General features: G+C 65.2%; 14 protein-coding genes, 1 tRNA gene and 3 pseudogenes. 15 read left to right on the top strand and 3 right to left on the bottom strand.

The genetic code is table 11. The features are described from left to right. Nucleotides 1–156 precede the first annotated feature (156 nt). The 7 genes and pseudogenes from AB4Z16_RS07390 (at nt 157) to denD (AB4Z16_RS07360) (ending at nt 5,308) form a co-directional block, all read left to right on the top strand. On the top strand, nt 157–996 hold the full coding sequence (locus tag AB4Z16_RS07390; protein ID WP_441510675.1) for an isocitrate lyase/PEP mutase family protein: 840 nt from the start codon (nt 157–159) through the stop codon (nt 994–996). Next, nucleotides 993–1,319, top strand: coding sequence for a hypothetical protein (locus tag AB4Z16_RS07385; RefSeq protein ID WP_441510674.1), 327 nt, complete (start codon nt 993–995; stop codon nt 1,317–1,319). The genes AB4Z16_RS07390 and AB4Z16_RS07385 overlap by 4 nt, the downstream gene beginning before the upstream one ends. Beyond that, nucleotides 1,316–1,972, top strand: a pseudogene (locus tag AB4Z16_RS07380) (GNAT family N-acetyltransferase); the annotation flags it as partial. The gene AB4Z16_RS07385 and the pseudogene AB4Z16_RS07380, both read left to right, overlap by 4 nt. Beyond that, the gene (locus AB4Z16_RS07375) at nt 1,970–2,446 is read left to right on the top strand and encodes a GNAT family N-acetyltransferase (protein ID WP_441510722.1); all 477 of its coding nucleotides are present in this window, start codon (nt 1,970–1,972) and stop codon (nt 2,444–2,446) included. The pseudogene AB4Z16_RS07380 and the gene AB4Z16_RS07375, both read left to right, overlap by 3 nt. Before the next feature lie 13 nt (nt 2,447–2,459). Continuing rightward, the gene (locus AB4Z16_RS07370) at nt 2,460–3,206 is read left to right on the top strand and encodes an SDR family oxidoreductase (RefSeq protein ID WP_441510673.1); all 747 of its coding nucleotides are present in this window, start codon (nt 2,460–2,462) and stop codon (nt 3,204–3,206) included. 92 nt (nt 3,207–3,298) lie between these two features. Continuing rightward, nucleotides 3,299–4,283, top strand: a pseudogene (gene denD, locus AB4Z16_RS07365) (D-erythronate dehydrogenase). Between the two features lie 41 nt (nt 4,284–4,324). Next, the gene (gene denD, locus AB4Z16_RS07360; protein ID WP_441510672.1) at nt 4,325–5,308 is read left to right on the top strand and encodes a D-erythronate dehydrogenase; all 984 of its coding nucleotides are present in this window, start codon (nt 4,325–4,327) and stop codon (nt 5,306–5,308) included. A gap of 122 nt (nt 5,309–5,430) precedes the next feature. On the opposite strand, the gene AB4Z16_RS07355 is transcribed toward denD (AB4Z16_RS07360), so the two are convergent. The 3 genes and pseudogenes from AB4Z16_RS07355 to rplU all read right to left on the bottom strand — a co-directional run. Continuing rightward, on the bottom strand, nt 5,431–6,123 hold the full coding sequence (locus tag AB4Z16_RS07355) for a GNAT family N-acetyltransferase (RefSeq protein ID WP_441510671.1): 693 nt from the start codon (nt 6,121–6,123) through the stop codon (nt 5,431–5,433). 155 nt (nt 6,124–6,278) lie between these two features. Further along, on the bottom strand, nt 6,279–6,545 hold the full coding sequence (gene rpmA, locus AB4Z16_RS07350; RefSeq protein ID WP_441510670.1) for a 50S ribosomal protein L27: 267 nt from the start codon (nt 6,543–6,545) through the stop codon (nt 6,279–6,281). A 277-nt stretch (nt 6,546–6,822) separates the two neighbouring features. After that, nucleotides 6,823–7,206: pseudogene (rplU, locus tag AB4Z16_RS07345) on the bottom strand (50S ribosomal protein L21); the annotation flags it as partial. 296 nt (nt 7,207–7,502) lie between these two features. Here rplU and AB4Z16_RS07340 point away from each other — a divergent pair. The 8 genes from AB4Z16_RS07340 (at nt 7,503) to AB4Z16_RS07305 (ending at nt 15,620) form a co-directional block, all read left to right on the top strand. Continuing rightward, nucleotides 7,503–7,592 (top strand) — tRNA-Ser (locus tag AB4Z16_RS07340). A gap of 974 nt (nt 7,593–8,566) precedes the next feature. Next, nucleotides 8,567–9,985 carry an arylsulfatase B gene (locus AB4Z16_RS07335; protein ID WP_441510669.1) on the top strand — a complete coding sequence of 473 codons (1,419 nt, stop codon included), beginning with the start codon at nt 8,567–8,569 and terminating at the stop codon, nt 9,983–9,985. A 144-nt stretch (nt 9,986–10,129) separates the two neighbouring features. Beyond that, nucleotides 10,130–11,188 (top strand): AraC family transcriptional regulator, encoded by a 1,059-nt coding sequence (locus AB4Z16_RS07330; RefSeq protein ID WP_441510668.1) that lies wholly within the window; start codon nt 10,130–10,132, stop codon nt 11,186–11,188. A 390-nt stretch (nt 11,189–11,578) separates the two neighbouring features. Continuing rightward, nucleotides 11,579–11,995 (top strand): RidA family protein, encoded by a 417-nt coding sequence (locus tag AB4Z16_RS07325; RefSeq protein WP_441510667.1) that lies wholly within the window; start codon nt 11,579–11,581, stop codon nt 11,993–11,995. Further along, on the top strand, nt 11,992–13,161 hold the full coding sequence (locus tag AB4Z16_RS07320) for a pyridoxal phosphate-dependent aminotransferase (protein ID WP_441510666.1): 1,170 nt from the start codon (nt 11,992–11,994) through the stop codon (nt 13,159–13,161). The genes AB4Z16_RS07325 and AB4Z16_RS07320 overlap by 4 nt, the downstream gene beginning before the upstream one ends. A 55-nt stretch (nt 13,162–13,216) precedes the next feature. Beyond that, nucleotides 13,217–13,996: an ABC transporter ATP-binding protein gene (locus tag AB4Z16_RS07315; RefSeq protein ID WP_441510665.1), complete on the top strand. Its 780-nt coding sequence runs from the start codon at nt 13,217–13,219 to the stop codon at nt 13,994–13,996. Next, complete coding sequence (locus AB4Z16_RS07310; protein WP_441510664.1) at nt 13,993–14,721, top strand: ABC transporter ATP-binding protein; 729 nt, start codon at nt 13,993–13,995, stop codon at nt 14,719–14,721. Before AB4Z16_RS07315 ends, AB4Z16_RS07310 begins: the two co-directional genes overlap by 4 nt. Further along, complete coding sequence (locus AB4Z16_RS07305; RefSeq protein ID WP_441510663.1) at nt 14,718–15,620, top strand: branched-chain amino acid ABC transporter permease; 903 nt, start codon at nt 14,718–14,720, stop codon at nt 15,618–15,620. Before AB4Z16_RS07310 ends, AB4Z16_RS07305 begins: the two co-directional genes overlap by 4 nt. Nucleotides 15,621–15,626 lie beyond the last annotated feature (6 nt).

Raw genomic sequence — 15,626 nt, 5'->3', positions numbered from 1 at the left:
GGTCGGCCCTTCGTGCCGCCCGAGAATGACGGCTGCGGCGGCATTCGCCATGCGCAACGGCGCCCGTCCGCCGATGCGCGGCTTCGGGGCTGACAAATGCGTGCGCGCTGGACACTATGCGACCCTCGCATTGGTCTCCATTTGAAACGATTTAAAATGGCACATAGCCCGCAAGTCGAAGCCTTCCGCAAGCTGCACGAGGCTGGTTGCTTCGTGATGCCCAATCCCTGGGATCTCGGTTCGGCGCGCTGGCTGCGCGGACAGGGCTTCAAGGCGCTGGCGACGACGAGCGCCGGCTTCGCCTTCACGCAGGCGCGTGCCGATCAGGATGTGCCGCGGGACATGATGCTCGCCCACATCGCCGAGATGGTGAAGGCTGTGCCGGATCTGCCAGTCAATGCCGATTTCGAGAACGGCTATGCCGATACGCCGGACGGCGTCGCCGCCAACGTCAAGCTCTGCGTCGCGACCGGCGTCGCCGGCCTCTCGATCGAGGATGCGACCGGGCGCACGGACGATCCTCTCTATGCCTTCGAGCTTGCGGTCGAGCGGGTCAAGGCCGCGCGCAAGGCAATCGACGACACCGGCTCCGGCATCGTGCTGACGGCCCGTGCCGAATGCTTCCTGACCGGTCATTCGGAGCCGCTCAAGGAAGCGGTGCGCCGGATCGAGGCCTATGCGGCGGCTGGTGCAGATGTGCTCTATGCCCCCGGGCCGAAGACCGCGGCCGATATCGCCACCATCGTCTCCGCGGCCGGGGGAAAGCCGGTGAACGCGCTGGTCTATGGCGATTTCGGGCTCTCTGTCGCGGATATCGCGGCGGTTGGCGTGCGGCGCATCTCGATCGGCGCCGCCTTGGCAAGGGCAGCCTGGGCCGCCTTCATCGAGGCGACGCGGCTGATCGCGGAGGAGGGGAGTTTCAAGGGCTTTGCCGGTAACGGCGCTTCGGTGCCGCTCAATCCGTTTTTCACCAAGGATCTCGGGGAGCGCTCATGAGCGGCACGCTCCTGATCGCGCCGGAATGGCTCGGGCGTAGCGGGCTCTGGCAGGTCGACGGCAAGGGCAAGCGCAAGGCCGTTGATGCCGAGGATCTTGGCCTGTCCGAGGGGATCGGAGATCGGCTCGAAGCCTGGATGGATGCGTTCGACGCGATCTATGACGAGGATGATCCGGTAGCGTCCGACTTCGCCGATCAGGTCGAGCGCATGGCCTGGGAGGCCGAGGGGCATGCGCTCGCCCATGCCATTGCGGAAGAGCTCGGCTCGGGCTGGAGCGTTCAGCAGGATTTCACGAGCTGGCGGGGGAAGGGACTGTCATGACACTCGACTGGAAGGCGCCGCCATTCCCGCCGGCCAAGGTTCTGGACGGGCAATATTGCCGGCTCGAGCCGCTCGATGTCAGCCGCCATCTCGATGACATCTGGGCTGCCAATGCCGGGCATGACAGCGTCTGGGACTGGTTGCCGGCCACCCCGCCGAAGAGCAAGGACGAATACCGCGCCTTGCTGGATTCGATGGTGGCGAAGGCGGGCATCGTCCCGCTCGCCGTGATCGACAAGGCCGACGGCAAGGCCAAGGGCCATCTTTGGATCATGGAGATCCGGCCCGAGCATGGCGTGTTCGAGGTCGGCTGGATCACCTATTCCCCGGCGTTGCAGCGCACGCGGACGGCGACGGAAGCCATCTATCTCGTCGGCGACTACGGCTTCTCGCTCGGCTATCGCCGCTACGAGTGGAAGTGCAACAACCGCAACGAGCCCTCCAAGCGCGCCGCCCTGCGCTTCGGCTTCCAGTATGAGGGGCTGTTCCGCCAGCACATGGTGGTGAAGGGCGAGAACCGCGACACCGCCTGGTTCTCGATCCTTGATAGCGAGTGGCCGGTGCGCGCTCAGGCCTTCCGTCGCTGGCTGGCGCCGGAGAATTTCGACGGACAGGGCAACCAGAAGCGTTCGCTCGGCGCCTTCAACCAGATCGCCGCACAGGCGGGGGCTGCCGCACTGCGCCGCGCGGGCTATGCCGACATTCCGGCCATCCTCGCCCTCAAGAACGCGGCGTATACTCCAAACGAGAGCATCATCGGCGTTCCGTCGCTGCCGCGCATCGCCGATTACCGGCAGGTCGTCTCCGAGCATGAGGTCTGGCTGGTGGATGGCGAGAAGGGCCTCGAGGCCGCCATCGTTCTCGAGGTCGAGCCGCAGGCCTTCACGGTCTGGAGCATCGCGGTCGCGCCGGAGGCCGGGGGCCGCAAGCTGGGCGCAGCGCTGATGGCCTTCGCTGACGAACGGGCGCGGGCGCTCGGCTACGGCTCCGTCCACCTCTACACCCACGCCAAACTGGCCCAGCGCATCGGCTGGTACGAGCGCCTCGGCTTCGCCATCACGCATCATGAGGACATGGCCGACCGGCGGCTCACCCATATGCGCAAGACTTTTGTAAAAGCCGGCTAAAGAGGAAACGAGTATGGCAGGACGTTTGAAGGGCAAGGTCGCGGTCGTCACCGCCGCGGGGCAGGGGATCGGCCGGGCCATTGCCGAGGCTTTCGTGGCCGAGGGAGCCACAGTCTGGGCGACCGACAAGGATGTCGGCCTGCTCGAAGGCATCCCAAAGGCGAAGAAGCGCAAGCTCGACGTGCTCTCGACCAAGGCGGTCAACGCCTTCGCCGAGAAGGTCGGCCCGATCGACGTTCTCGTGAACGCCGCGGGCTTCGTCCATCACGGCACGGTGCTGAACACTGACGACAAGGCCTGGGACTTCTCCTTCGACCTCAACGTCAAGGCGATGCATCGGACGATCCAGGCGTTCCTGCCGGGCATGCTGGAGAAGCACAACGGCTCGATCATCAACATTGCCTCGGGCGCCGGCTCGGTGCGCGGCATCCCCAATCGCTACGCCTATGGCGCGACCAAGGCGGCGGTGATCGGCCTGACCAAGGCCGTTGCGGCCGACTACATCAAGAAGGGCGTCCGCGCCAACGCGATCTGCCCGGGCACGATCCAGTCGCCCTCGCTCGACCAGCGCATCAAGGACCTCGCTGCTTCCACCGGGACGACCGAGGCCGCCGCCCGGCAGGCTTTCATCGATCGCCAGCCGATGGCCCGCCTCGGCACGGCCGAGGAGATCGCCTGGCTCGCGGTTTATCTCGCCGCCGACGAGTCGAGCTACACCACCGGCCAGATCCATCTGGCGGATGGCGGCTTCGCGCTCTGAGCGCGACTGCGGATGGCGGGCGGTCTTCCGTCCGCCATCGTTCAAGGGCGCGACAAGAAGCGCCCCGGCACGAGAACGGGTAGGGAGCGCCCATGCATGTTCTGATCACGGGGGCGGCCGGCATGGTCGGCCGGAAACTGGCGGAACGTCTGGCGCGCGAGGGAAGTTGCGCCGGCAAGGAAATTGGCAAACTCACCCTCACCGATGTCGCGCCCGCCTCCCTGCCGCCCGATCTCGCGAGCCGGGCGACGATCCGCGTCGAGGATTCGGGCGACGCGGCTGTGGCGAAGGAACTCGCCGCACTCCGTCCGGACCTGATCTTCCACCTTGCCGCGATCATCTCCGGCGAGGCCGAGCGCGATTTCGACAAGGGCTACCGCGTCAATCTCGACGGCATGCGCAATCTGCTGGAAGCGATCCTGCACGAGGGCGGCGCGGCTTACGTGCCGAAGCTTGTCTTCACCAGCTCGAGCGGCATCTTCGGCGCGCCGTTCCCCTCCGTAATCTCCGATGAGTTCCATGTCACGCCGCTGACCAGCTACGGCACGCAGAAGGCCATCGGGGAATTGCTGCTGGCCGACTACACGCGGCGCGGCTTCGTCGAGGGGGTCGGCATCCGCTTCCCCTCGATCGTGGTCCGGCCGGGCAAGCCGAACGCCTCGGCTGGGCTTCTTCTCAGGTATCATCCGCGAGCCATTGCAGGGGCAGGAGGCGCTGCTGCCGGTCGGCGACGAAGTGCTCTTCACCCATGCCAGCCCGCGCGCGGCCGTCGGCTTCCTGATCCATGCTTCCGGGCTCTCGCGCGAGCAACTCGGCCCGCGCGTCAACCTGACCATGCCGGGCGTTTGCGTTACGGTCGGCGAGCAGATCGAGGCGCTCAGGCGCGTTGCCGGCGACCGGGCGGTCAAGCTGATCAGGCGCGCGCCCGATCCTGCCTCTTCCGCCATCGTCGCCGGCTGGCCGACGCGGTTCGACGCCAAGCGCGCGCGGGCGCTGGGCTTCAAGGCTGAACGCGATTTCGACGAGATCATCCGCGTCCATATCGAGGACGATCTCGACGGCCATCTTCCGAACTGACCGACGCTAACCAATCAGACCCAACCTTCAGGACAGATTCGATGCATATTCTCGTTCTTGGCGGCGCCGGCATGGTCGGACGCAAGTTCATCGAGCGGCTGGCGCGCGACGGCGCGCTCGGCGGCAAGCCGGTGACCCGCGTGACCGCGCAGGACGTCGTCGTCGCCTCACCCCCGCCGGCCGCTCCCTTCGATTTCGAGGCGGTGATCTCCGATCTTTCGATCGAGGGCGAGGCGGAGAGCCTGATCGCGACCCGGCCCGAATTGATCGTCCATCTCGCGGCCATCGTCTCCGGCGAGGCCGAAGCCGATTTCGACAAGGGCTACCGGATCAATCTCGACGGTACGCGCCATCTCTTCGAGGCGATCCGCAAGGCCGGCGGCGGCTACAAGCCGCGCTTGGTCTTCACCTCCTCGATCGCGGTGTTCGGTGCGCCGTTCCACGACAAGATCGAGGACGAGTTCTTCACCACGCCGCTGACCAGCTACGGCACGCAGAAAGCGATCGGCGAGCTGCTGCTCTGCGACTATTCGCGGCGCGGCTTCTTCGACGGCGTCGGCATCCGCTTGCCGACGATCTGCGTGCGCCCCGGCAAGCCCAACAAGGCAGCCTCGGGCTTCTTCTCCAACATCATCCGCGAGCCGCTGAACGGCGAGGAGGCGGTGCTGCCGGTCTCGGATCAGGTGCGCCACTGGCATGCCTCGCCGCGTTCGGCGGTCGGCTTCCTCATCCATGCCGCGACGATGGACACGGCTGCGATCGGCCCGCGCCGGGTGCTGACGATGCCGGGCTATTCCTGCACGGTTGCCGAGCAGATCGAGGCGCTGCGCAAGGTCGCCGGCGACAATGTCGTAGCCCGGATCAAGCGCGTGCCCGATCCGGTGATCGATGGGATCGTCGCGGGCTGGCCGCGCGATTTCAATCCGCAGCGTTCGCTGGCGCTCGGCTTCAAAAGCGAGTCGAGCTTCGAGGAGATCATCCGCGTGCATATCGAAGACGAATTGCACGGCACTTTCGTCAAGTAGCGCGACGTCGCGCCACCGTCATGGTCGGGCTTGTCCCGACCATCCACCTCTTCTTTGCTCCAGGGCTGCGTTCAAGACGTGGATGCTCGCCACAAGGGCGAGCATCGACGTCTGCGTGGGCTTCAAGCCGGGCAAGGCTCGGCCTGTTCCTGCTGGCGGCGCGGGGGCATGCCGAGCGTCGGCGCGTGCGCCGGCTCCTCGCCAGTTTCCCGCTCGGGCGCATGCGCCCAGCCGCTGGCGCCCCAGCTCTTGAGCGCCGCCCAGGTCGAGCGGTCGAGCCGGAACTGCTCGCAGGGGAACAGCCCGCCGCGCGCCGGCAGCGACTTCAGGAACGAGCCTTCAGGCCGGAAGCCGGACTTCTCCAGCACTCGCCGCGAGGCCGGGTTGATGACGCGGGTATCGGCCTCGATCGCCGGCAGGTCGACCAGCGAGAACAGGGTGTCGATCAGCGCCTGCACCGCTTCGGTGGCGTAGCCCTTGCTCCAGTGCGGCGTGCCGAGCCAGTAGCCGATGAAAGGCACGCCCGAAGCCTGCTTGTGCGCACCGATCATGCCGATGACCTCGTTCGGCTTCGAACGCGGCGTGATCGCCAGCACCAGATGCTCGCCCAGCGCATTGCCCTTGCGCATCGCGAAGATGAAGGGCTCGACCGCCTCGGGCGGGTAGGGGTGTGGGATCGACGCTGTCATCTCCGCCACCGCTTTCTCGCCGGCCTGGCGAAGGATGGCATTGGCATCGGCCATGCGGGGCCAACGCAGCCAGAGACGCCGGGTCTCGAGCCGGAAGACATCGTCGCGGGTCAGTTCGGGGAACATTGTGTCTCTCCGTCGGCGCAAACGAAAAAAGGGAGCTGGGACTTTGGTCCCATCTCCCCTTCGCTGACCTTCGGGAGACCCTCTTCGGGCCATTTACCCCTTGATCCGTTCGGTTCGATGGAACCGGCGGATCGAGAGATTTCCCTATCCGCCTTTTACTCTGCGGCCTCTTGGGCCGGGACTACGTTCACGAAAGCTCGGCCGAGTTTCGTCGTGAATCGGACGCGGCCATTCGTCGTCGCAAAGAGGGTATGGTCTTTGCCCATGCCGACATTGGCGCCGGCATGCCACTTGGTGCCGCGCTGACGAATAATGATGTTGCCGGCAACGACGGTCTGATCGCCGAAGCGCTTCACGCCGAGTCGCTTGCTCTCTGAATCGCGGCCGTTACGCGACGAGCCGCCTGCCTTTTTGTGAGCCATAACGCCCTACCTCAAAACTTGTCGTGTCTCTCTAACCCGAAACGGCGGCGAAAGCCACCCGTCTCGGATACGAAATGCCGGAGCACCATTCTGTCAGGAGCGACAGGCCGAGGCCGAAGCCTGGGCAAATGATGATCCGGCGCGAATGTTGACGCCGGGAAACCCGACCTCAGGTCTCGGACGCCTCGTCCTTGGCCTTCTTGGCAGGGGCCTTCTTGGCGGCAGCCTTCTTCGGCGCGTCGCCTTCCTCGCCGGCCTCGGCCTTGGCGGCCTTCGGAGCAGCCTTCGCCTTGGCGGCAGCCGGCTCGGCGGCGGAGACATCGCCCTTCTTCATCTCCGGCTGCTTGCCGCCGGTGAGGATGTCGGTGATGCGGATGACGGTCAGCTCGGCGCGGAAGCCGCGCTTGCGCTTCGAGTTCTGGCGGCGGCGCTTCTTGAAGGCGATGACCTTCTCGCCACGGGCCTGCTCGACGATCTCACCGGCGACGGTGATCTCGGAAAGGGCCTTGGTGTCGAGCGTGGTCTTCTCACCTTCGGTGAGCATCAGCACGGAGCCGAAGGCGACGGTGTCGCCCGGGTTGCCCTCGATCTTGGCAACGGTGATCTTGTCGTTGGCGGCGACGCGGAACTGCTTCCCGCCGGTCTTGATGACTGCGAACATTTTGTCCTCCATGTTCGGCCCCGTCCTGTCATGGCCTCCGGAAAGGACGCGCATGCGGGACGGCTTTTTGGCAGTCGGTTGCGTGGTCTGGTTTGCTCTTGCCGGCTTGCGACGCATCACGCAGGCCAAAAGAGATCAGGCGCGGGTTTCCCCACGCCGGACGGTGCTCGATAGTCGGGCTCGTGCGTGAGGTCAAGCAAAAGCGGCGGGGAAGAGTGGATTTCTCCTGGCGGAGAGGCTTGCCCCCTGGCGATGGCTTGTGTAGTAACCGCCTCGCTTCGACCGAAGGCGACCGCGGACAGGTGGCAGAGTGGTTGAATGCACCGCACTCGAAATGCGGCATACCTGCAAGGGTATCGGGGGTTCAAATCCCTCCCTGTCCGCCATCATCCCGCCAAGGGATTGATTTTCCAGAGAGACTAGGCAAAGCAAGAGCTTGGCCGTCGGAGGGGTGCGCGCAGGTGGCGCGCAGTGTCGTGCCTCTGAAAGCATACCAAGACCGGCATCTATCGATTCCGCGAGCGTGTCCCGGACTATCTGGAAATTCGTCGGCAACTGGGCCGAGAAGTCGCCGCCCACGGTGGGGGTGATGGGATGTGGCCCAGGCCGCCGCCTGTGGCGCATGGCAGCCCGCACAGGCCTGCGATCCGACGTGCTCGGGCGCGCGGGCGGCCGTGATGGTGGGTGGCCCTGACTTCACCGGGCCGTCGTGGAGAAGGCGAGCGCCACCAACGCGAACCAGGGCGCCAGGAAGCGCAACTCTTTGAACTCCGGGAGCCGTGAGGCGCGTCATCTGCCCTGATCGGCAGCTGTCCGTGCCGCGTCGTCACGGCGTCGCGCGAAGATGCGTGCCTGGATTTGGCGCGAAATGGCAAGTCGAGCGCGCGGCCGGCAGCTAGGAGTGAGCGCTGATATTCGCATCGTCCGCGCTCTCCGATGACATCACGCAATTCATTCCCTGCGCTCGGGGCTTCTCTTCTGGCTGCAACTCCCTCCCTTCCTCCGCTTCTCGGTCGACTGGCGCAGCCCGCCGCCAGGCGCAGGGCTCACCATTGCGCGGTTCGTCATACGCGGCGGCGGACGGTCTATCATCCCCGCACGATGGTGTTAGCCTGCGATTCGGCCCGCTCCGGCAGTACGCCTCCGGTCCTGGGGCTGCGTGGTGGCCGCCGTCACCAACGGTACCGTTATCACCCAGGCGGCGGTCAACCGCATATCCAAGGCCCCTTCGTCCGAACTCTGCAGGTTCTGGTGACGGTCGACTATCGCAACGACAATTTCATCTTCGACGCGCTGCAGCAGGGTTCCGTGCTCAGCGGCAACGCGCGCTTTTGCCCGCAAGTTGATGGGAGACCACAATATGTTCCCCTCCGTTCGTTCCGCCTGCTTCACCCTGGCGTTGCTGGCCCCTGCCGCGGCGATGGCGCAATCGGCGCCGAAGCCCAACATCCTCTATATCGTCGCCGACGATCTCGGCTGGAACGACGTCGGCTTCCGCAGCAAGGACCTCGCCACGCCGACGATCGATAAGCTTGCCAGCGACGGCGCGGTGCTCGATCAGTTCTACGTCCAGCCGATGTGCACGCCGACACGCGCGGCGCTGATGACCGGCCGCTATCCAATGCGCTACGGCCTGCAGAGCTTCGTCATCCTGCCCGAGCAGAATTTCGGCATCCCGCTCGACGAAAAGCTGCTGCCGCAGATCCTCAAGGAAGCCGGCTATGACACCGCCATCATCGGAAAATGGCATCTTGGCCATGGCGACACCAAGCTGTGGCCGAAGCAGCGCGGCTTCGACTACCAATACGGCGCCATGATCGGCGAGATCGACTACTTCACGCACAAGGTCCACGGCGTCACCGACTGGTACCGCAACAACAAGAAGCTCGAGGAGCCCGGCTACGTCACCACGCTGCTCGGCAAGGACGCGGTGCGCTATATCGAGAAGCGCGACGCCAAGAAGCCGATGTTCATGTATCTGGCCTTCACCGCGCCGCACACTCCGTTCCAGGCGCCGCAGCAGTATGTCGACCGCTTCAAGTCGATCTCGGACCCGAACCGGCGCACCTATGCGGCGATGATCGCCGCGATGGACGACCAGATCGCCGCCGTGCTCGACGCGCTCCAGAAGAAGGGCATGCGCGAGAACACGCTGGTGATCTTCCACAGCGACAATGGCGGAGTGAAATCGGCTGCCTTTGCCGGGCAGATCGAGACCAAGGGCGATCTGCCCGCCAATAACGGCCCGTTCCGCGAGGGCAAGGGCTCACTCTACGAGGGAGGAACCCGCGCGGCGGCGTTGGTGAACTGGCCGGGGCACGTCAAGCCTGGCAAGGTCGACCAGCCTCTCCACGTCGTCGACATGCTGCCGACGCTCGCGAAGCAGGCCGGCGCGGCCGTCACCGGCACCCAGCCGCTCGACGGCAGCGACGTGTGGCAGACCATCAGTCAGGGCGCCCCGTCGCCCCGGAAGGAGATTGTCTACAATATCGAGATGTTTCGGGGCGCAGTCCGCCAGGGAGACTGGAAGCTGTCCTGGCGCGCAACCCTCCCGGCCAAGCTGGAACTCTACGACGTCGCGAAGGATCCCGGCGAGTCAAAGAACCTCGCCGCCGAGAACCCGGCAATGGTTGCAGCGTTGCAGAAGCGCATCGACGAGCTCGCCAGGGAGATGAAACCGTCACTGTTCTTTCAGGCGACTTTCAAATCCTATCTCGGCCGCCATGCGCCGGCGCCCGTATTCCCCAACGATGATGCCTTCTTTTCTCAAGGAGATTAGTTGAGGCGCTCAACTGCGATTCACATGATTAGCGCGCGAATTTCATTTGCATCAGCGGAGTGCTTCGTCATGATGGCAGCGACTGCCCTAGCGTAAGGTGCTGGGGCAGGCTCAAATGCGACGACATGGGCAGGGGGGAGCAATATGTCACGCGCTGCGGCCCGTGCCGCCCTGCTCCACATGCTGCCGGCCTATCTTACGTCAGCCGGCGTGAACCCTGACAGCATCTTCCGTCAGGTCGGCATGAGCCTGGATGACGTAACCTCGGCGAAAGTGGTTGCGCGATCACAGGTCAATCATGCCCTGGCGCTCTCTGCGCGTTGCCTGGGGGTCGCAGAGATCGGGCTATCTCTCGGCCAGGCTGCCGACCCAGCCAAGCTTGGAGCGATCGGCCAGGCGATGGAACGCGGCGCGACGCCCGAGGCCTGCCTTCAGAACCAGATCAATTTGATGCCCACGATGCAATCGCACGTCTCCATCGCGCTGCTGAAGCGGGACGACGAGATCATCTGGAGCCATCGTCTCGACGGCGACGACGAGTCGGCCTGGCTGCTTCACGAAGGAGCGGCGGCGTTCAATGTCGGTATGCTTCGCTATCTGATAGGCGAGGGCTGGGCGCCCCGGCACGTCAGCTTCCCGCATGCCTGCAAGGGGCGCCGAGCGCGCTACGAAGATCATTTCCAGGCGCCGGTCAGCTTCGGGAACCAGGGCGAAACGCTCATTCACATGAAGCGGGCCGCTCTCTCTACGCCGCTGCACACGAAAGGCTCGATGCTTGGTCGGGCGTCCGCTCCGACAAGTCAGGAGCCGATCGGCACCTTCCGGCCGGGCGTGGATGACATCGAGCTCGCGATCGGGCGGATGATCGATGCGTCTCTCGCGCATCGGCCAATGACGTTGCAGATAGCTGCCCGCATCCTGGGGTTGTCGCCGCGCACATTGCAGCGCAGACTGGACAATGGCGGAGCACCTTTCGAGAAAATCCTCGACGATCGGCGCCATAAACTCGCGACAACATGGCTCAAGGACAGCCGCACAGGCGTGACGGAACTCGCGATGATGCTCGGCTATTCGGACGCGTCGCATTTCACCCGGGCGTTCCAGCGCTGGGAAGGACAGTCTCCGATGGATTATCGTCGAAGCGGTGCAGCGGACGCTGGCCCAAGCGGGGCACAATATCGTCGTCTGGTGGGTTCGAATTGAACGCGCACGATCGGTCGCCGAATTCGGGCGGCCCATTGCGCATATGAGCAACGGTGCGACGGTTTCCATCGCGGCGTCGCTTGTCCCGGTCTGTTCCAACAGACTCAGCGCATCACGTTGACGAGCCGCCGAAGGGTGGACGTCGAGTCTGGCCCCTTATCCTTCTCGGAGCGCGCAGTCCGTCCAAGACGACGCCATTCGCCAAGGTGCGCCGCGTCCCGTCCCCGCTCGATGGGCTCTGCCGCTTGACGCCTTCGGTCGCGGTGCGTGCCGGGCGGTCCGCCTGACATTCCACTTCCGCAATCACTGCGCTCCACCCGTTGCATGTCGTTCCGGATATGCTAAAAGCAGAATCGATTATTTGATCAAACGAGCACTCACAGGAAGCCCATGAGCCGGCGAGCGATCTACTCGGGTTCGAAATTTGAGGAGCTGGCCGGCTATTCGCGCGCGCTCGTCGACGGGGATTGGATCTTCGTGTCGGGGACGGCTGGCTATGACCCGGTGAGCGGAGCCTTTCCGGCTTCGGCAGAGGATCAGGCGCGCCGTGCCCTGCAGACCATCGCGGACGCGTTGGCGCAGGCCGATGCGACCCTCGCCGATATCGTGTCAGTGCGCGTCTACCTCGCCGAGCGCGGCGATGTTCTCGCCGTTTCCAAGGTCCTCGGTGAGCAGTTTGTCGATCCGCGGCCGACCAATACGACGATCCTCTGCGGTTTTCCGGTCGAGGAGATCAAGGTCGAGATCGAAGCGGTTGCTCGGCGGACACAGGCGAGCGCCATCGCGTCCAAGGAGGCCGGACGATGAAGCGAGTGGCTCAGCGGATTTCGGGGACGCCGAAGAAATCCTTCGGCATGTACCAGAAGGCGGCGGCGCTGCGCGGTGCCGGCCATGATCTGATTCATCTGGAACTGGGGCGGCCGGCAGCGGACACGCCGGAGCACATCAAGCGGGCTACAATCGACGCCTTGCTCGCCGGTGATGTCCACTACAGCGACCTGCCCGGAACGGCACGGTTGCGAAATGTCCTCGCGGAGAAGCTGCAGGCGCGCAACGGCATCGCAGCCGAGCCCGAGACCGTCCTCGTTACGAACGGGCTGACGCATGCGGCTTTCGCCGTCTTCATGGCGCTGCTTGACCAGGGCGACGAGGTCATCCTGATCGATCCCCATTACCCGCAGCATATCGGCAAGATCGAGCTCGCCGGAGCCAAGCCCGTCTTCGCGGCGCTCGACCCGGCCGATGATTTCAGGCTCGCGCCGGAGCGCATCGAAAGCCGGATCACGAGCCGGACGCGAATGATCGTGCTCGTCAATCCGGTAAACCCGACGGGGCGGGTGTTCACGCGGGCGGAGCTCGAAGGGCTCGCGGAACTCGCGCGCCGGCACGACCTGCTGGTCTTCGCCGATGAGGTGTATGAGGACATCGTCTATGACGAGGGCGAACATGTCAGCATCGCTTCGCTTCCCGGCATGGCCGAGCGGACCTTCTCGGCCTTCGCCTTCACCAAGTCCTTCGCGATGGATGGCTGGCGCATCGGCTATCTCGCCGCACCGACCTGGGCCATGGCGGGACTACTCAAGATCACGGCGAACGATGTCACGCATGTGAACACGTTCATCCAGGCCGGCGCCCATGCGGCCATCACCGGACCGGGCGATGTTCTCGCCGCGCTGGTCGAGGAGGATCGCCGCAAGCGTGATTTCGTGGTGCAGCGGCTGAACCAAATGCCGGGTGTGCGATGCGCCCTGCCGCAAGGCGCCATCTATGCATTTCCCGATATCTCGGGCACCGGCCTGCCATCCCAGCTTCTCGCCGATATGATCCTCGAGCAGGCACATGTCGTCGTCGAGGCCGGCAGTTTCTATGGTGCGGCGGGCGAAGGGCATCTGCGCATCTGCTTCGGCTCGGAAGGCTTTGCGAGGCTGGAAGAGGGCATGGATCGCCTGAGCAGCTTCTTCAATCGGCTGTGATCCCGGCGATGACTGCCAGAAAGCGACCATTCAGCATTCGGGGCGGCACGACGAGATGAGCGACGTCATCCTTGCAATCCGCGGCCTCTCCCGCAGCTTCGGCGCCTTGCGCGCCGTCGACGACGTCACCTTCTCCATTGCGAATGGCGGTATCACCGGGCTCATCGGCCCGAATGGCGCCGGAAAAAGCACGCTCTTCGGCTTGATCGCTGGCGAGGTCAGACCGAGCTCGGGAGAAATCACCTTTGCCGGCCGGCCGATCACGGGTTTTCGACCGGATCGGATATTCCGCGAGGGGTTGGCCCGCACCTTCCAGATTCCGCGCCCGTTCCCGCAGATGACGGTGCTCGAAAACGTCATGCTGGCCCCCGTCGCGCAGGCCGGGGAGCGCTTCTGGAACAACTGGTTTCGGCCGTCGCTCGTCCGCGAGGAGGAGCGACGCTGCCGCGAGCGCGCCATGGAGGTGCTCGGCTTCACAGGGCTGGCCGCCAAGGCGCAGGACCCCGCGGGCGTGCTTTCGGGCGGTCAGCAGAAGCTGCTCGAACTTGCGCGGGTGATGATGGTGGAGCCGCGGCTCATCCTGCTCGACGAGCCGGCGGCCGGCGTCAATCCGGCGCTGCTGGAGACGCTGATCGAGAAGATCGTGGCACTGAACGAGAGGGGCATCGGCTTCCTCATCGTCGAGCACAACATGGACATGGTGATGCGGATCTGCGGATCGATCATCGTCATGGCGCAAGGGCAGCTGATCTTTTCCGGCAGGCCGCAGGACGTCGTCCGCGAACAGCGTGTGGTCGATGCCTATCTGGGCGATGTGACGGAGCTGGCGCTATGAGCGGGCCGCTTCTCATCACCCGCAACCTGCGCGCCAGCTATCGCCGCGGCCTGCCGATCGTCCACGACATTTCGGTCGATGTCGCCGCCGGCGAGCTCGTCACCCTCGTCGGTCCCAACGGCGCCGGAAAGTCGACCTTCATGAAGGCGCTCGCCGGGCTCGTGATGATCGAAGGGGGGTCCGTCCATCTGGACGATCATGACATCACCGGACGATCGACCCATGCGATCATCGCGGCCGGTGTCGGCTTCGTACCTCAGACCGGCAATGTCTTCGCCACGCTTTCGATCGAAGACAATCTGATCGCGGGCGGGCACATCCTTCCCAAGGCACTGCTGCGTGAGCGGCTCGCGCGCGCCTTCGAGCGGTTCCCCGCGCTCGCCAGCCACCGGCGTTCGGCTGCCAACGTCCTGTCGGGCGGTCAACGCCAGATGCTGGCGGTGGCCCGCGCCCTGATGACCGAGCCCCGGCTGATCATGCTGGACGAGCCGACGGCGGGTCTTGCGCCGAAGATCGTCCAGGAGGTTCTGGCCGATCTGCGCGCGCTGGCGGATAGCGGTGTCGCCGTGCTGATGGTCGAACAGAATGCGAAAGCGGCGCTGCGCGTCTCCGACAGGGGCTACGTCCTTGTCGAGGGGCGCAACCACATGGCCGGCACTGCGCGCGAGCTGCTCGATGACGCCGCCATCGCCGAAGCCTTTCTCGGATCCCGGAGAACGCCATGATCGGCCAGGCGATTGCGGACGGCCTTCTGACAGGCGGCATTCTGGCGCTCGGCGCGATCGGCTATTCGCTCAGCGCGCAAATCCTCAAATTCGCGAACTTCGCCCATGCCGAGATGCTGACGGTCGGCGCCTATCTCGCGCTGGCGCTGGTGAGCCTGATGGGAGCGGCGGAGCCGATTGGCCCACTGTCCTTCGGCCTGCCGCTGATCGCCGCAACGGTGCTCGCGGGCATCGGGACCGGGCTGATCGCGATCGCGATCGACAAGCTCGTCTTCAGCCGGCTGCGTTCACGGCGGGCCGCGGCTCTCACGCTGGTCTTCGCCAGCTTCGGCGTCGCGCTGATGCTGCGCAATCTGGTCCTGCTGCTATGGGGGCCGGACGCGCATTACTACGGCCAGGAGCTTCAGATCGCGGTCGAGATCCTGCCGGACGTCCGTCTGATGCCGGATCATGTCTTCGTGCTGGCCCTAACCTTCATCCTCGTGCTCTCGCTGCATCTCTTCCTGCAGTCGAGCCGCGTCGGCATCGCCATGCGCGCGATGGCGGACAGCCCGGCGCTGTCGCAGGCTTGCGGCATCGATACGGCGAGCGTCATTCGCTGGACCTGGCTATTGGCCGGCATGCTGGCGGCTTGCGCCGGCGTCTTCGCCGGACTCACCGTCCAGATCCGGCCGGAGCTCGGCTTCAACATGCTGCTCGCCGTTCTGACGGCGGCTGTGCTCGGCGGGTCCGGCAGCCTTTTCGGCGCCGTCGTCGGCGGGCTCATCGTCGGGCTGGCCGAGAGCCTCTCCGTCCTGGTCATTCCCGCAAGCTTCAAGCCGGCGGTGCCCTTCCTGCTGCTCCTGCTCGTGCTCTATATCCGGCCGCAGGGGCTCTTCGCCAAGTCGACGCGCGCGTGAGGGCGG

It is taken from the genome of Allobosea sp. TAF32 (genome assembly GCF_052113585.1).
In the GTDB taxonomy this organism is placed as follows: Bacteria; Pseudomonadota; Alphaproteobacteria; order Rhizobiales; family Beijerinckiaceae; genus Allobosea.
Note: the sequence above shows the minus strand (reverse complement) of the source record. Positions and strands in the feature narration are given on the sequence as shown.

Bases quoted from the DNA above. Each gene is read 5' to 3' on its own strand.
- AB4Z16_RS07390 (WP_441510675.1), top strand. From the start codon at position 157: ATGGCACATAGCCCGCAAGTCGAAGCCTTCCGCAAGCTGCACGAGGCT.
- AB4Z16_RS07385 (WP_441510674.1), top strand. From the start codon at position 993: ATGAGCGGCACGCTCCTGATCGCGCCGGAATGGCTCGGGCGTAGCGGG.
- AB4Z16_RS07370 (WP_441510673.1), top strand. From the start codon at position 2,460: ATGGCAGGACGTTTGAAGGGCAAGGTCGCGGTCGTCACCGCCGCGGGG.
- denD (WP_441510672.1), top strand. From the start codon at position 4,325: ATGCATATTCTCGTTCTTGGCGGCGCCGGCATGGTCGGACGCAAGTTC.
- AB4Z16_RS07355 (WP_441510671.1), bottom strand. From the start codon at position 6,123: ATGTTCCCCGAACTGACCCGCGACGATGTCTTCCGGCTCGAGACCCGG.
- rpmA (WP_441510670.1), bottom strand. From the start codon at position 6,545: ATGGCTCACAAAAAGGCAGGCGGCTCGTCGCGTAACGGCCGCGATTCA.
- AB4Z16_RS07335 (WP_441510669.1), top strand. From the start codon at position 8,567: ATGTTCCCCTCCGTTCGTTCCGCCTGCTTCACCCTGGCGTTGCTGGCC.
- AB4Z16_RS07330 (WP_441510668.1), top strand. From the start codon at position 10,130: ATGTCACGCGCTGCGGCCCGTGCCGCCCTGCTCCACATGCTGCCGGCC.
- AB4Z16_RS07325 (WP_441510667.1), top strand. From the start codon at position 11,579: ATGAGCCGGCGAGCGATCTACTCGGGTTCGAAATTTGAGGAGCTGGCC.
- AB4Z16_RS07320 (WP_441510666.1), top strand. From the start codon at position 11,992: ATGAAGCGAGTGGCTCAGCGGATTTCGGGGACGCCGAAGAAATCCTTC.
- AB4Z16_RS07315 (WP_441510665.1), top strand. From the start codon at position 13,217: ATGAGCGACGTCATCCTTGCAATCCGCGGCCTCTCCCGCAGCTTCGGC.
- AB4Z16_RS07310 (WP_441510664.1), top strand. From the start codon at position 13,993: ATGAGCGGGCCGCTTCTCATCACCCGCAACCTGCGCGCCAGCTATCGC.
- AB4Z16_RS07305 (WP_441510663.1), top strand. From the start codon at position 14,718: ATGATCGGCCAGGCGATTGCGGACGGCCTTCTGACAGGCGGCATTCTG.